This is a genomic window from Embleya sp. NPDC025285 (assembly GCF_055558835.1).
Genome location: NZ_JBVHLU010000051.1, coordinates 1 through 15,370, shown reverse-complemented (window position 1 = coordinate 15,370; position 15,370 = coordinate 1). Strand labels below are relative to the sequence as shown.

Annotated in this window: 14 protein-coding genes; 6 read left to right on the top strand and 8 right to left on the bottom strand. The window is 70.0% G+C overall.

Annotated elements, in window-relative coordinates; genetic code table 11:
* Nucleotides 1-5 precede the first annotated feature (5 nt).
* The gene (locus tag ACZ4FV_RS29595; protein WP_465323689.1) at nt 6-218 is read right to left on the bottom strand and encodes a hypothetical protein; all 213 of its coding nucleotides are present in this window, start codon (nt 216-218) and stop codon (nt 6-8) included.
* 58 nt (nt 219-276) lie between these two features.
* On the bottom strand, nt 277-1,875 hold the full coding sequence (locus ACZ4FV_RS29590) for a peptide chain release factor 3 (RefSeq protein WP_465323688.1): 1,599 nt from the start codon (nt 1,873-1,875) through the stop codon (nt 277-279).
* A gap of 358 nt (nt 1,876-2,233) precedes the next feature.
* Here ACZ4FV_RS29590 and ACZ4FV_RS29585 point away from each other — a divergent pair, with 358 nt between their 5' ends.
* The 4 genes from ACZ4FV_RS29585 to ACZ4FV_RS29570 all read left to right on the top strand — a co-directional run bounded on the left by ACZ4FV_RS29585 (nt 2,234) and on the right by ACZ4FV_RS29570 (nt 5,690).
* Nucleotides 2,234-2,965, top strand: coding sequence for a hypothetical protein (locus ACZ4FV_RS29585; RefSeq protein ID WP_465323687.1), 732 nt, complete (start codon nt 2,234-2,236; stop codon nt 2,963-2,965).
* 312 nt (nt 2,966-3,277) lie between these two features.
* Nucleotides 3,278-4,771: a SulP family inorganic anion transporter gene (locus ACZ4FV_RS29580; protein ID WP_465323685.1), complete on the top strand. Its 1,494-nt coding sequence runs from the start codon at nt 3,278-3,280 to the stop codon at nt 4,769-4,771.
* Between the two features lie 286 nt (nt 4,772-5,057).
* Nucleotides 5,058-5,210 carry a hypothetical protein gene (locus ACZ4FV_RS29575; RefSeq protein WP_465323684.1) on the top strand — a complete coding sequence of 51 codons (153 nt, stop codon included), beginning with the start codon at nt 5,058-5,060 and terminating at the stop codon, nt 5,208-5,210.
* 30 nt (nt 5,211-5,240) lie between these two features.
* Nucleotides 5,241-5,690, top strand: a complete 450-nt coding sequence (locus ACZ4FV_RS29570; protein ID WP_465323683.1) for a hypothetical protein — start codon at nt 5,241-5,243, stop codon at nt 5,688-5,690.
* Nucleotides 5,691-5,731: 41 nt separating this feature from the next.
* Here ACZ4FV_RS29570 and ACZ4FV_RS29565 read toward each other — a convergent pair whose 3' ends face one another.
* The gene (locus ACZ4FV_RS29565) at nt 5,732-6,199 is read right to left on the bottom strand and encodes a hypothetical protein (protein WP_465323682.1); all 468 of its coding nucleotides are present in this window, start codon (nt 6,197-6,199) and stop codon (nt 5,732-5,734) included.
* Nucleotides 6,200-6,547: 348 nt separating this feature from the next.
* On the opposite strand from ACZ4FV_RS29565, the gene ACZ4FV_RS29560 reads away from it, so the two are divergent.
* Nucleotides 6,548-7,447: a tyrosine-type recombinase/integrase gene (locus ACZ4FV_RS29560; RefSeq protein WP_465323681.1), complete on the top strand. Its 900-nt coding sequence runs from the start codon at nt 6,548-6,550 to the stop codon at nt 7,445-7,447.
* 570 nt (nt 7,448-8,017) lie between these two features.
* Nucleotides 8,018-8,443 carry a hypothetical protein gene (locus ACZ4FV_RS29555; RefSeq protein WP_465323680.1) on the top strand — a complete coding sequence of 142 codons (426 nt, stop codon included), beginning with the start codon at nt 8,018-8,020 and terminating at the stop codon, nt 8,441-8,443.
* A 50-nt stretch (nt 8,444-8,493) separates the two neighbouring features.
* Here ACZ4FV_RS29555 and ACZ4FV_RS29550 read toward each other — a convergent pair whose 3' ends face one another.
* From ACZ4FV_RS29550 to ACZ4FV_RS29530, 5 genes are all read right to left on the bottom strand, one after another.
* Nucleotides 8,494-8,859, bottom strand: a complete 366-nt coding sequence (locus ACZ4FV_RS29550) for a fic family toxin-antitoxin system, toxin component (protein ID WP_465323679.1) — start codon at nt 8,857-8,859, stop codon at nt 8,494-8,496.
* A gap of 4 nt (nt 8,860-8,863) precedes the next feature.
* On the bottom strand, nt 8,864-9,073 hold the full coding sequence (locus tag ACZ4FV_RS29545; RefSeq protein ID WP_465323678.1) for a hypothetical protein: 210 nt from the start codon (nt 9,071-9,073) through the stop codon (nt 8,864-8,866).
* Between the two features lie 64 nt (nt 9,074-9,137).
* On the bottom strand, nt 9,138-9,638 hold the full coding sequence (locus ACZ4FV_RS29540; protein ID WP_465323677.1) for a hypothetical protein: 501 nt from the start codon (nt 9,636-9,638) through the stop codon (nt 9,138-9,140).
* Nucleotides 9,639-9,817: 179 nt separating this feature from the next.
* A complete protein-coding gene (locus tag ACZ4FV_RS29535; protein ID WP_465323676.1) occupies nt 9,818-11,404 on the bottom strand; it encodes a hypothetical protein in 1,587 nt (528 codons plus the stop codon).
* A 658-nt stretch (nt 11,405-12,062) separates the two neighbouring features.
* On the bottom strand, nt 12,063-14,399 hold the full coding sequence (locus tag ACZ4FV_RS29530) for a hypothetical protein (protein WP_465323675.1): 2,337 nt from the start codon (nt 14,397-14,399) through the stop codon (nt 12,063-12,065).
* Nucleotides 14,400-15,370 lie beyond the last annotated feature (971 nt).

The following is a 15,370-nucleotide window of genomic DNA, read 5'->3' as shown; positions in this document are numbered from 1 at the left end:
GGCCGTCAGGCACGGCCCACGGCGACGCCGGGCACATCGACCCACACGTCGCGCAGGTCGGTGAAGACCCGGTCGGGCAGACCGCGCAGCACGTGCAGGACCTCGACGCGGGCGCCGGCGGCGGTGGCCACGAGTGCGCTCCGGTCGACGCGATCGGCCGCGAACGCGTCTTCGACGCGGCCGGCAAATTCCATTCGGGTGACGGCGATGTCCGTCACGGTGAAGGGCTCCCTTCCTTCGGGGATCGGGTGTTCGTGTGAGGGAGGGGGCGCCCTGTCACACGAGGGCGCCGGCCAGGTCGTCCATGCGGGCGTTCGGGTGGCGTCGGCGGAACGAGTCGCGGTGCCAGGTGTCGGCGAACAGGGCGAGCAGGCCGGCGTCGCGCAGGCGCGTGCACACCTCGCCGCGGGCATCGTCCGTCAGCAGCGCCGCACCTACGGCGTCGGTGGCGCACGCCAGGGTGTAGGGCAGGCGTTGCAGGGTGATCGGAGCGGAGAATTCGTGCTCCATGCGGTGTTGCGCGACGTCGAACTGCATCGGGCCGACCGCGGCCAGCACCGGGGCTTGATCGCCACGCCGGTCGCTCGCCAGGACCTGGACGACACCCTCCTCCTCCAGTTGCGCGATGCCGCGGCGAAACTGCTTGGAACGGCCGACGTCCGCGGCCCGGGCCACCGCGAAGTGCTCCGGGGCGAAGGCGGGCAGTTCCGGGAAACGCACCGCCGGGCCCGCGTAGAGGGTGTCGCCCACGCGCAGCGCGGTCGCGTTGACGAGGCCGACCACATCCCCGGGATAGGCGGTTTCCGTCAACGTGCGATCCCGACCGAAGAGGGTGTGCGCGTACTTCGTGGAGAACGGGCGCCCCGAGGCCGCGCGGATGACGGTCATGCCACGCGTGAAGGCCCCCGAGCACACGCGCACGAAAGCGACGCGGTCGCGGTGGGAGCGGTCCATGTTCGCCTGCACCTTGAACACCAGTCCCGAGAACGGCGCGTCGACCGGCCGAGCGTCACAGCCGGTCGTCGGTCGACCACCGGGCGCAGGGGCCAGGTCGACCAACGCGTCCAAGAGCAGGCGGACACCGATGTTGGACACCGCCGCCCCGAAGAACACCGGCGTGGTGACGGCGTCGGCGAACGCCCGCGGATCGTGGTTCGCGCCGTCGACGTCCAACAGCTCCATCTCCTCGCAGGCCGAGGCCCACGCGCGCGCGTCCAAAGACGCCGCCCCGCTCGCGTCCAACACCTGTTCGGAAGCCGCCCGGGCCCCACCCGGAGCCCGCGAGAAACGGATCATCCGTCCCGGCGCACGACGGTCCACCAGGCCGCACATCTGCCCGGCGATTCCCACCGGCCACACCACGGGAGTCGGCCGCAACCCGAGATGCCGCTCGATCTCGTCCGTCAACTCCAACGCGTCCCGACCCGGTCGATCCCACTTGTTCACGAACGTGATCACGGGCACCCCGCCCGCGCGACAGACCGCGAACAGCCGCCGCGTCTGCGGTTCCAGACCCTTGGCGGCGTCGATCAACATCACCGCACAGTCGACGGCCGACAGGACACGGTAGGTGTCCTCGGAGAAGTCCGCGTGACCGGGGGTGTCCAACAGGTTCAACACCGCGCCGCGGTAGGGGAATTGCAGCACCGCCGAGGTGACCGAGATGCCCCGGGCCTGCTCGAGCTCCATCCAGTCGCTCGCCACCGGTGCGCGTCCGGCCTTCCCGTGTACCGCCCCCGCCGTCGAGATCGCCCGCGCGTGCAACGCGAGCGCCTCCGTCAGCGTCGACTTGCCCGCGTCCGGGTGGCTGATCACCGCGAATGTCCGACGCCGGGCCGACTCGTCGAGCACCGTGACGTCGCCGTCCCTATTCACGGGCGTCCTCCAGTGGGGCGGATCCCCATGACGCCACGTTTCCGCGGGCCGCCGCGGGTCCGCATCGCCGACATCGCGGCCACGCGTTCGTGTCCTCGTCCGCCTCGGCCACGCGAACCTCCCTTCGCCTGCATGCGGGTCCCGTACACGAATCGGACGGTCTTCCGTCCCCCCCGAAACACAACTCTACCCTCACGCTAGAGTAGAGTTGCGTCGGGAGGGAAGCCGCCATGTCGAGCGGAGCCTCATCGGATCACCGGCCGCATGGGCCGCCACGGCAACCCTCCACCCGGCACCTCGACGCGTACCTGCCATCGGTCGCGTCGGACCAGATGCCGACCATATCCGGGGGGCGAACATGAACGGCCATGACGACACAGAACACCCGACGCACCTGCGCATGCGCACCGCGGCACTGTTTCTCGCCCGGCGCACCTCCGCGCATCCTCGCGTCGCCGTCCTACACGACTTCGACCCGGTCAGCCGCCGGGAAGCCGCCCGCCTTCGCGGACACCTGGAAGCCCACGGCATCGCGACAACCGCCCACACACTCGTCCCGTCGGCCGGAGACCGAACGCACCACGGACGCCAACCCACGCGTCCGCCCGTGGATCTCCTGGCCGACGTCAGCGGCTCCGCCGACACCCGCTCCCGGCGACTCGCCGCCCTGTGGCGACTACCGCTTCTGGCTCCCCGAGTCGAAGGGGATCCCCCGCAGACGTCGAACCTGTTCGGCGCCGGCCGCCACGACGTCATAGGCGTCGTCCTCGCCGGTGGCCGGACGGATGCCGCGATCCGCGACGTCACGCTGCTCCCGGCCCATCCCTCGACGGGCCCCCTCACGGTGACCCTCGACGGTCAGCCGTTGGCCCTCCCCGACCACCAACCACTGCACGTCGCCTTGATCCCCGGAACTCCGCGGCTCCAGGTCCACAGCCCCACGCTGGGCCACCGAACCGCGGATCGTCTCCGACACGACCACCACTGGGGCCCATACAGGCTCGACATCGACGGCGTGCCCGCCCACGACGCGCACGGACCGGTCGACCTGCTTCCACTGCCCGGACGTCTCCACCTGCTGCACCCCTGACCGACCCCTCTCCCGCCCGCCGCCATCTCTACCCTTACGTTAGGTAAAATGACGTCGGGGGGAGCGCCTGCCGCGCGCTGCCCGGCGGGGCCTCGACGGCTTCGCCCTGATCATCACGGCCAATGGGAGCGCGTCACGCCTCAACCGCCTCGCGCAGCCATGTGCCCGCCGTGACGCGGCCGGGCAGCCGGCACAACGCCCATGGTCGCCCCCTCTCGTACGCCCCGTCCCGCCCGGCGGTGAAACGCGACCGAAACCCGTCGCACCCCGATCCGAGCGCACGCGCTCCGTCCCACGTGAAGGTTCCCGAACTTGCCCAGTCCCGCCCTGACCGCACGCCCGCGCTTCGAGCGGCCGTCCTGGTTGTCCCCCAAAGTCGCCCGCGTCGAGATCCTCGCCGGCCTCGTCGTCGCGCTCGCGCTCATCCCCGAGGCGATCTCGTTCTCCATCATCGCCGGCGTCGACCCCTCCGTCGGCCTGTTCGCCTCCTTCACCATGGCCGTGACGATCGCGATCGTCGGCGGACGCCCGGCGATGATCTCCGCCGCCACCGGCGCCATCGCGCTGGTCATCGCCCCGCTCAACCACGACCACGGCCTCGGCTACCTCATCGCCGCCGTCATCCTGGGCGGCGTCTTCCAGATCCTGTTGGGCGCGCTCGGCGTCGCCAAACTCATGCGGTTCGTGCCCCGCTCGGTGATGGTCGGCTTCGTCAACGCCCTCGCCATCCTGATCTTCATCGCGCAGGTCCCCGAACTGCACGACGTGCCGTGGGCCGTCTACCCGCTCGTCGTGCTCGCGCTGGCGATCATGGTGTTCTTCCCCCGCCTGTCCAACATCGTGCCCGCCCCGCTGGTGTCGATCGTCGCGCTCACCGCGCTCACCGTCGGCGCCGGGATCGCCGTTCCAAACGTCGGCGACAAGGGCGAACTGCCCTCGTCCCTGCCCACCCCGGGCCTGCCCGACGTGCCCTTCAACCTCGACACCCTCACCACCATCGCCCCCTACGCACTCGCCCTGGCCCTGGTCGGGTTGATGGAGTCGCTGATGACGGCCAAGCTCGTCGACGACATCACCGACACCCACTCGAACAAGACCCGCGAGTCCATCGGGCAGGGCGTCGCGAACATCGTCACCGGGTTCTTCGGCGGCATGGGCGGCTGCGCGATGATCGGCCAGACCATGATCAACGTCAAGAACGGGGCACGCACCCGCCTGTCGACGTTCCTCGCCGGGGTGTTCCTGATGATCCTGTGCGTCGCCTTCGGGTCCGTGGTCTCCGACATCCCCATGGCCGTCCTGGTCGCCGTCATGATCATGGTCTCCGTGGGCACGTTCGACTGGCACTCCGTCGCGCCGGCAACGCTCAAGCGGATGCCGATCGGCGAGACCACCGTCATGGTCGTCACCGTCGCCGTCGTCGTCGCCACCGACAACCTCGCCATCGGCGTCGTCGTCGGCACCATCACCGCGATGATCATCTTCGCCCGCCGCGTCGCCCACCTCGCCGACGTCAAAGCGGTGCTCGACCCCGACCGCGACAGCGTCGTCTACCACGTCACCGGGGAAATGTTCTTCGCCTCCAGCAACGACCTGGTCTACCGCTTCGACTACCCGGGCGACCCCGACCACGTGGTCATCGACCTGAGCGACGCGCACATCTGGGACGCCTCGACCGTCGCCACCCTCGACGCCATCACCACCAAATACGCCCGCTACGGCAAGACCGTCGAGATCACCGGCCTCAACGAACACTCCGCCGCGATGCACGGCAACCTCACCGGAGAACTCAGCGGCGGACACTGAAAACCGCACCGTCGACCGAGTCGGTTCATCGGTTTTCGTCATATTCCGGATCCTCCTCGCACAACACCAAGCTGACAACGCCGAACTGTCAGCGCAGCGTTGTATTTCGGGGGCGTGCAGGCGCACACATCGGGTTCCGAGCGTTGCGGCGCCATCAGCGCCGCAAGGGGAACTCACGGGCTGTCGCACCGATACGGATCCCGACTCCACCGGAAGATCCTCCGTTCGTGGATTGTCCGCTTCGACAGCCTCGGCGAGTGTCAGTGCCCAGGCGGACAATCGGCGGGTGACCCTCGAATCGACGGCGATCGGCGAGTCCGAAGACCTGGCCGCCGCCTTGCGCGCGTACCTGTCCGAGACGCAGTTCGCCTTCACCGGCCTGACCGGCGAACAGGCGACCCGGCGCATCACCCGGGCCGTGGCGGAATGGGCGAAGTAGTCGGGCTGGAGGAGCGAAGGGGAGGCGCCGATGCGTTACATCGACCCGCCTCGCCCATTGAGCGGGGGATGCCGGATCTACTGGTCGCCGCCCTGGACCGCCTATCTGGACCTCCGCCTGGTGCGCGGGAACGGCCCTCCCATCGCCGTGGAGATCGACCGGGAGGAGCGCGGCACCGCCGTGGACAAGCTCCGCGACGAAGGGCTGCGTGGGCGTCCCGCGCTGTGGATCCGCTGGCACGGAGCGCTGCGTACGAACCTCCCGGCCGGTGTCGCGCGTCTGCACCTGCCGGCACGGTCCAGCCGCTCTCCCGTCCGGTACTCGCTGAGCGCGGTCGCCAGCTCGGCGGCGATCATCTTCGGCGAGGCCGTCACCGCCGAGGCCCGAGAGGACGCCCGGCACCGGGATCGGCAGCGGATGGAGGAAGAGAAGCACGCCGCAACTCTGCCTCGGGACCCCGGCCCCATCCGATGCTTCTAGGGAGACTCGGCAGTGCCGGGGATCGGCGGCGGTCGGGCCCGTCAGGGGCAGAAACGCTGGGTGGGCAGGTTCAGCACCTGGCGTCGGACGGCGCTGTCGGCATGATCGCCGGACAGCGTCCCCATCCACTCTTCCCGCAGCGCGCCTTCCCGGTCGACGAAGAACGCGCCGTCGGCATGGAGTTGGTGCAGGAAGTCCCCGAGCGAGGTTTCGATCTCGTCGTCCTTCGCCCACACGCTCTCGTAGGTGTCCAGGGTCCAGGTCCGGCCCTGCGGCCACTCGTCGTTCACCACCACGAACGACCCCCGCAAAGCCCGGTCGAGTGCGACGTCGACCTTCCGCAGGGGAAGTTCGTACAGGGCGAGCAGTTCGGCGGCTCGTTCGGCGCCCACGGCCGCCTCCGCCTCACCGGGGGCGCACGCCACGTACAGGGGATACCGCACCTGGTTGCTGCGTCGGCTCGTCCCCGCCGCACGCCGCGACGCCTTCGTCCGAGACTTCTTACCCATCGGGCGACTTCCCTTCGAGACAACGGTGACCGTCCCCGGAGACAACGAGGGCGCCCGTCTGGAGTTCCGATGCCGGGTCACCGTCCCCCGAAGCGGCACCACACGATCGGGCCGACGCCGCCCCGCCCGTCGGCGGTCAGGCAGGGCGGACGATCGCGCCGGCACGCGAGGCGAGGGTCGAGTGCCATGGCGTCCTCGATGAGTGCTCCCAGCGTTGGGTCGGGCCACCGTCGCGCGTCGGCCAGGGGAATGCGATGCCGACCGGTGGTGATGTCGGGTCCGACGGGAATGTCTGCCAAGCCCGTTATCCGTCTCAGTTGCGGGCTGAATCGTCCGTATAGTGCCGACATGGATTCCACTCCGCGTGCTCCGGCGTTGGATCAACTCGATCGAGCCCTGTTGCGAGCGACCGCGAACGAGGAGACGTCACCCGCTCGCGCGCGTCAATTGCGCTGGGTCGCCGGTGAGTTGCGCAGGGCGCTCGCGCGGGGCGACGTTCTCCCCGGCGGTGCGGATGGCTCGTTGGCCGATCTTCTGTCGGCCGCGAGCGTTCGCAGGTACGTGGAGCTGGCCGAGGCGGGGGAACTGAGTGCTCGTGCGTCCGTCGCCCCCGTCAGGCCGTCCGCGGCGAGCACGCGGGTGCGGCTGGACTGCCTGGGAATCCTGGCCCGTGCGGGTGAGGTGGTCGTCGACCTGCCCGAGCGCCCGGGGATGCCAGAGCTGAGAGTTCCGGTCGGGTTCCGACAGCGCTCACACCTGTTGAGCCGGCTCGCCGCTCACGCCGAGCGTCCCGGGGCCGACCCCGGCCGGCTCCGGCTGTTCGCGGTCATCGGGGTGGTCCTGGACACCGGCGCCCGGCTCGGCGAGCTGTGCGCGATGCGGCTGGACGATCTGGGGGACGATCGGGCGAGCGTGGTGATCACCCGCCGGCCCCAGGCCCGTTCGGTGAGCCCACCGGTCAGCCGGGTGGAACCGCTTTCCTCGTCCACGCAGAAGGCGTTGCGGAACTGGCTCGATGTGCGCGCGCTCCTGGTCCGCCGGGTGCAGGGCACGGCGACCGCGGTGTGGGTGTCGGTGCGCGCGCACCCCTCGGGGCCCGTCGGCATGCCGCTGATGCCTCGGGGTCTGGCACGGGCCTACACCCGCGCGGTCGTGGAGCTGAACGTGGAGCTGGCCGGCGAACCGGGCTGGGAACCGCTGCCGACCCGACTCGAACAACTACGGCGCGGCGTCGGAGCGGAAGGCTGAGGCGGGGCCGGGGGCTGCGACATCGGCGCCCGCCCCGGGCACAGCCCGCACAGCACCCGACGGGTGACGACGGACCCGGGGCGGGCGCCTAGGGCAACTCTCGCAGGTATCAGATCCGTTCGGGGCGTTCGACCTCGAACGCGGGTCACAGTTCTCGACGACAGGCCGGTCGGCCGCCGTCTCTGTGCGCATAAACGGGCGTTTTGGTTCGCGCCCTCCGGTCGCGAGCCGCCTGGGGGGCGGCCTCGCGGCTCCGCCGCGACCGGGGGCGCGCTCGTTTCGCAGGGCCCGAGTCGACACGGGGCTCGGGCTCGGTGGCCGCGGTAGGGGAGGGCTCGGGTCGTACTCGGGTTGCGTGACCCGCGCGCCGGCTCCCCGGCGTGCCACCCCGGACCCCGGCACGCCGGGGTCCGGGGCCTGGGTCACCTGTGTGGGGGGCACCGGAATTGCTCGGCCGGCTGCCTCGACCGGCGTTGGTAGGTGCCCGGGTTTCGCGGGGCCGACGGGGGAAGGGACGTTGCGATGCCACACTCGGTCCGTTGTGGTGGCCGGCACGTCGACGGGGGAGTCTTGGGCAGGTCGGGGACGCTGCGGGTGGATGTGATGGCCTTCGAGATGCCGTGCGCGTCGTGCGCGTTCTCGATGTGGTGGGTGTTCGGGTTGCTGCCGTCGTATCGACCGTCGGGGGAGGAGTTCACCACGACGGACTTTCCCGAGGCCGTCGCGATGGCGCGCGGCATCCTGGCCGATCCGGACGGCGACACCGCGGACATGGCGGCCCAGTTGTGCGATCGGCCCGCGTGGCAGCGGGGACGCGGCTTCAACCCGAACCGGTGCGCACGGTGCGGGGTCCAGGCCGACTGGCACGTCCTGGACGACGTGGTCAACCGCGCCTACCACTCGAGTTGGATCCTGGTCGCCGAGGGTCGTGTGCCCGTCGCCCGGTGGCGTGCCGTCCGCGGGCAAGGACAGGGAATCCACTGGCCGGTCGGCTGAGTCTCGACGCGCGAGCGTGGCCGCGTCGCCGTCCTGCAGGACGGCGACGGTCAGGAGGTCAGTGTGCGGATGCGGGCGGCGACGTCGACGACGGTGGCGCGTCCCTCGGCGGCATCGACGGCCAGGGCGGCCCACTTGGCGGGATCGGGGTCGATGGTGACGCCTTGGTCGTCGAGGTAGGCGGCGGCCACCGCGGCGGCGAACGTGCCGTTGTGGGCCTCCAGCGCAGGGACTCGCGCCAGGGAATGCAGGAGAGCGGCTGCCCTGGCGCGCGCGCCCTGGTAGACCTCCATGCCCATCACCACGCCCTGGTGGCGTGCGACGGCAGCGATCAGCGCGCCGAAATCGGAGATTGCGGGGTCCTCGATCTCCTCGGCGAGTTCGAGGAGTTCGGCGAAAGTGACGTAGCGGGCCACGCGGCTATGCGGCGTCGACGGCGCGGTCGGCCTCGGCGAACGCCGGGTCCTGGATCCAGGCGTCGAACCGGCCCCGGGCCTTGTCGACGAATTCGCCGGGCTCGCCGGTCGCGGTCGACACGACGTAGTCGTGAACGGTCGTGCCGAATTCGGCGGCGCGCTCGCGCAGGGCCGCGAGCTCGGCGTCGGTGAACTCGATGCTGGTGTCGCTCATGCCCACACGGTAGCGGGCGTGGGGATCCGCGGGGGAGCGGTCCTCCCGGTCGGATTCGAGGTGCTCAGGCAAGACCCGTGCGACGGCGTGCGACGGCGGCGACCTGGTGGGCCCGCTCGCCCCATTCGCGGCCGAGTTCGATGTAGAGGGCGAGGGCCGCGTCGATGACGGCCGGGTCGTCGAACAGGGCCTTGAGTTCCAGGCGGGCGGTTCGATACCCGGCGCGCAGGGCCTCGCGTTCGGCGAGCATCTGGTGGCGGGTGACCCGGGCGGCGATGCAAGGGTGCTCGACCAGGACCCTGTGTCCGCGGTAGTGCGCGAGGGCGGACAGGTCCAGGATCTCCCCGACCGCCCGCTCGACCCATCCGACGCGGCCGGGGCCGGGCAGTCCCGGTGGCCAGTCGACAGGAAGCGGGTCGACGCGATCGGCCCGTGACGGTGCCGGGATCGCGGGTCCCTGCTCGCGGGCGGCTCGCGCGGGTGGCGTCGACGCGCTCGCCCAGGGTGGGGCGGTCGGTGAAGGAGGGCTCCACGCCGGCGTCCCCGGTGGAATCGCCCATGTCACTCACGTCGATCAGGGTAGCGCCAAGCACGTTCGATTTCGAATATGCGTTCGAGTCATCGAATGTCTTGTCGGCCGGGAATCGGGCAGTGGCGCCATGCCGGCTGACGCGCGTGTCCCCGGCGTGTGCGGCTGTTGGGGCCTTTGCGGGGACGACGCGTGCTGGCAACCGCGCACGACCGTTACGAGGCGGTCGGCTGGCCGAGGCCGAAGGGGCCGTCGTCGGTAGCGGGAATTTCCGGCAGCCCCAAGGGAGTGACGACGAACTGCTCTCCGGTCCGGAGCTTGTCCGGCTTGAAGAAGCAGAAGCCGGTCCGGTCCACGGTGGTGACACTGATGCGGCGATCAGTCGCGGTTCCGGCCTTCAGGGCTTTGGCGAGATCATCGGGATCGTCCAGAAGCGTGTGCATATGGAACGCCTCCACCGGGCCGATGTTCAACACACGATCTCCCAGCCGTAGGCGGTAGTCGGGGTCCCGAAAACGGACCCCCCTCGCCTTCCCGGCCAGGAGGTCGCCCAGTATCGGGGCGTCGGGGTTGGTGAGGACGAACGTACGCGTGTTGCGCGCGGGGTGGATTACGCAGTGCCCTTCGAGCAGCAGACGCGCGACTCGCAGATCGATCCGCTCGCCGAGGGTGAGCGCTTCAGGCATGCCGAACGTCGTGCTGCAGTGGCGCTGGACGGCCTCCAGGTCGCCGGCGAGAAGCTCGAGACCGTGTAGGTGTTCGTGTGTCGTCGGGTCGTCGGGTGAGGGATCGTTCCAGTCGAAGGACCCCAGTGGATTCCCGTCGACGCGGATCTCGAAAGACTCGCGGCCGAGCAACGACCGGGTCAGGGCAACGGCCCCCAGCACCTCGGAGGTGGATCGGCGGGCCACGTCACAGTCGTTCTCGACCCGGTGGGGCTCCTCCTGCGTATCGGGAAGGAAGAATGTCAGGTCGGCGCAGTTGTGGAAGCGTGCCTTGAGGGAGTGGCCCCTCGTGCCCCTGCCGAGGTGCACGAGGGTGCCCTCATGCGAGCTGGTGGTGCGACCGGCGTCGTCGGTGAAGCGGATGTCGACGGGAGTGGCGGGATTCGGCTGCGGGCGTTCGAGGGGCAGGATGAAAGCCTTGACGTTCTGGTGTGTCGCGCTGAGCCAGGAAGGTCCGCGAACCTCCAGTCGTCTCACCGATTCCGGGGGAAAGGTCACCTTTTCCGGCAGGCCGTAGCCCAGGCTGCGCCGCATGGCGGCTTGGAGATCCGGGTCGGTGGAGACCGCGAAGTCGATTGTGATCGGGCTTCGCAGGTGTGCACGTGGGTGTTGCTCCCGCACGGTCTGCACCACTGCGTCACCGTCGCGTTCGAAGTCGACGGTCCAGTCCTCGTCACGTCCGTCGGTGACCTTACCGAGTGCGTGAACGCGCTCGGCGAGGTCGTCGGCACCGAGCAGAATGGCCTTCTCCTGGCCGTACACGCGCGCCTGTTCCAGAAGGGGGTCACGCATCCAGTAGTCGTTCAGGCCCGGTTGCAGAGACATCAGTGTGTCCAACCGGGACCGATCCCACACGTCGGTGGACTTCAGCCCGCGTCCGGCGACGAGGTCGTCCACGTACTTGCGCTCTGAAGCCGTGAGGTTGCACGGGACGACGAGGATCCAGCCCCACGGCCGATGCCTCAGGGCGCTGATGAAGGATCTCTTGATCTGCGGCCGCCGGCTCTTGGCGCCGGTGGGGAACCCGTCGGGGAAGTACTTCAGTTGATAGATCCACATCCGGTCCTGGGCGTCCACGACAACGATGTCACGGCCCTGGTCCCCGCCGCGGCCGTCGAAGACCTCGACGGTGCAGTTCTCGCCGTACTTGCGCTGGATCAGGGATTCCACGATCCGGTCGTATCGCGGCTGCCCCACATGCTCCCACGGGATGTCGACGATGACGCTCCCCTTTCCTCGACCCGGAATACTCGCACGCCCAGCCGACGCCGAAGCGGCCTTCACGGATGCGGGGCCACGGCGGGCGCGGGTCGGCAATGGACGCACCGAGGAAGTGTTCCGGCGCCGGTGGGCTCAGGCGCCTGCGGCATCCGTCTCCGTGCGCGCGAGTACGTCCTCTTGGTCGGCCACGCCGGCGAGGTGCCACATGGTGTTGCAGATGTTCTCCGCCGCGATCGCCCATCGCCGAAGTCGCCGTCGGCCCCGTCGACGAGCAGGTCGGTGACGACCTTCGCGACGGCCGCCCGAATCTGCCTGCGGCGTTCGGTGTCGGCCGCGCCGTACTGGTCGTCGGCGGTGAAGTTGTCCCCGTCGCTGGTCGTGAGGTGCCGTACGACCTCGTCGACGCTCAACCGCTCGGCCATGGTGTCCCCTTGGTGCGTGCTGGGTTCCGCCTCGTACCCGGGATGCCCCGCCGGATCCGGGTCACGGCGAGCGTAACCGCGTGCTCCGACGTTCAGGCTCCGGTGGATGCGGTCTGTGGGTCGACGGTGGCGTACAGCCGGACCATGTGGGTGGTGCGGGCGGGGGTGCCGTGCCAGGTGACGCAGCGGTGGCCGGTGGGGGCGTTGCACTGGGGGCAGGCGACGGCGAGCCGGCCGGCGCTGCGGCCGACCATGGTGCGGGTCTTGGGGGTGGCGGTGCGGGGTCGGGTGGGGACGGGGGTGTCGCGGATGCGGGGTGGGTCGATGAGGGTGCCTGCGCGGGCGAGGCGGATGGCGTGGTTCAGGAGGGCGGCGGCGTCGATGCGGGCGACTTCGATGGTGCGGGCGCGGGCGTGGTCGGGGGCTCCGGTGGGGGTGCGGGGGTAGGCGCGGGCGGTGGGGTCGGCGTCGCGCAGCACGGTCTGGTCGGGGTGGGCCCGCCGGCCCCGGGCTCGTTTGTCGTCGCGGGACAACCGGCACCAGGCGACCTCACCCGCCCACCAGCGAGCGTGGGCTTGCTCGATCCGGGCCTTGACTGCGTGGTGTGCGGGCCGGTCCTGGACGTCCCCGCCGAGGAGTTCCCCGGCCTCGTAGAGGGTGCGTGAGGGGCTGTGTACGGCTGTGTGGGCTCCGGACGCGTCCCGGCCCAGTACAACCAGCCCCAACCGTCGTAGGTGCCCCAGATGCCGGTTCAAGGTCGCGTCGACGTACCCCGACTCGGTCTTCAAATCGTCCCAGATAACCGGCTTGGCACTGCTCTCCACGATCTCCAGAGTCCGCATGAGGTGATGTCCCAGGGTGTGCCACAGACCCGCTTGGGCCCGGGTGGAGGTGGTACGGAGGTATTCCGGGAGGCTGCGGTTCCCGTAGGGGGGGCGGGCGTTCCGCCTTCTGTCAGACCCGTAGTGACCTGCGACGACGGCATCCGAGACGGCACGGGCATGAGGGGCGGCCGCGTACACCGCGCACCGGTGCCCAATCGCACCCGTGCACACATGCGCGGTCGCCGGGCGCACCCTACGGGCCACACCGGCCTGCAGATCGGCCCCGTCCACCTCCACCAGCCACCCGTCCCGGAACAGACGCTTCAACGCCTCGTTCGCGGTCTGCACGGAATACCCGGCAAGCACCGCCACCCGGCGGCAATCCGCCGTCACCTCCAACTCGCCCGACTCCACCATCAACAGCGCGACCACACGCAGCACCGCCTGGTCCGCCGGACCACCCGGACGCGACCACACCTCCACGGCCACCGACCGCATCCGCGCCAGCAGGTCCCGCACCGCCTCCTCGACCGCTGCGGCGCGACCGGACGCCCGCGGGCCCCGAACCGGCATCCGTGCGGCGTCCTGCACCGCCAGCCACCACACCCGCCCGAACCGGCGCTCACGTTCCACCGGATCGACCGCCACGCGACCTGTGCCGGAACGCGAGGTGCGTACCCACTCCAGCGCCGGCGAGCGAGCCGCGTCGAACGCGACCTCGCGAGCCTGCACGTAGTTCCACCCGGCCAACGCCATCACCTTCGCCGGGCCGTGGCACAGCGCCGAGTGGTCGTCGGAAGGGGCGTGACGGCGCATCAGACTCGCCACCCCCCGCGCACCCAACCCCCGCGGCTCGACGTCCAGACGCACCCGCCCGAACGCATCCGTGATCACCGGACACAGGATCGGACCCCTCGCCGCGATGTCCTGCGGCAACACACCCCCGTCCGCCGCGAACGCCTGCACCGCACGCAACCGCAACCCACCCGCAACCGGCGGCCGCACCGGCCCCTTCGCAACCGTCCGCACGGCGGCCTGGAGGGCGCGGTGGTCGTACACCGCAGCGCCATCCGCCACCCGCGCCGCAGCACCGGCACGCGCCGGTGCCACCGACGCCACCACAGTGCCGACCGACTCCAGGCGCGCCGCGAGACGCGTGAACGCGGCGGCCGGGGGCGAATCCCAACCGAGTTCGCGCACCGCGTCCTCGGCCGTGTGACCGACCAGGACGCTGTGACCGCCGTCGCGGTGAGCCGCGCCCGGCGGACGCACCGCACCCGTGACGGGATTCATCAACGGCGCCACATCCACCGCCGGACACAACCGCCGCGCCGCCTGTGCCACCCGAGCCGCGACGGCCGGCTTCACGCCCTCGGCGCAGCCCATCCACACGTGCACACCACCGCCCGGACCCGAATGCGCCACCACCGCGGTGATGCCCTCCGCCCGCGCGGCCGAGACGAACACTTCCGCCCACGCGAGGAGTTGGGCACGCGACCACAGGCCGCGCACGGTGTCCAAATCGAGAACCAGCAGGGCGAAGAGCCACGACTTGGGGCCAACTTGGCGGGCGAGGTGCATCGCCACCGGACGCGCGAAATCCACCGCCTCGACCGGTACCTGGTCCTCGGGCGGATATACATTCCCCCACCCACCCGACTGCCGCCGGGCAGCTCCACGCACCAACTCACGAGGAGACAACAAGAGGAAGGCGGTCAGGGTCGATTCGGGGTTTTCAGGACAAGAAACATGACCGGCAGCGGCGAGTTGACTCGGCCCACGTGTCGAAACCGACACGCCGGCAGAAGGCAAGGGGGTACCGCCACCGGAGGTCTGCGCTACGATGGCAGCCACCTCGGTGTTATGAGGACGCACGAGAGCCCGCCACCGGCCTAGGAAACCGGTAGCGCGTTCAGTGCCTTTTCAGGGATCGGGAGTCTCGGCGCTGGTTGGGGAACCGTGGAGTTCGCTGAGATCCCGGAAGACCGTGGAGCCGCAGTCCCAATGTCCGGTTAGGAAGCCGGACGGGAGCGGCCCTAGGCCGGTCAGATCATCCGGCCTCCTGTCGCGGCGACTTCAGCCGCACAGACTCTGGCCATCCGACCGGCTTACCCGTGGAGGGGTCTACCTCCAAGAGGTCGACCAGGTCGTTGAGAAACCCGGCCACGCTGATATCCAGTGCTTCGCACATGGCGATGAGCTTCACGGCCTGTCGCGGTTCGAAATTCGAACCGGGCCGATACGACTCCTCCGTGGCGGGGTCGTAATTGGGCAGGCGGAACCGCGTACCGCGCTTCGCGCCTCCCGCTTGCCGTTGTCTCACAGGTAGATCATGCCATTGATTTGCAGCAAGACTGCGCAATGGCGCGTTTCCCAAGGTCAGGAATCTAAAAGCACCAATACGGGCTATTCGTCCGACTAGCTGTCATCGACTTTATAAATAGTTTTATCGACTTTGATTTTTGAGACGTAAGCACACGTGCCGGAGGGGGGGGGGGGGGGGGGGCGGGCCCCCCCCCCCCCCCCCCCCCCCCACAGCCCACGACCACCCCGAAAAAAAAACACCCCCACCCCCC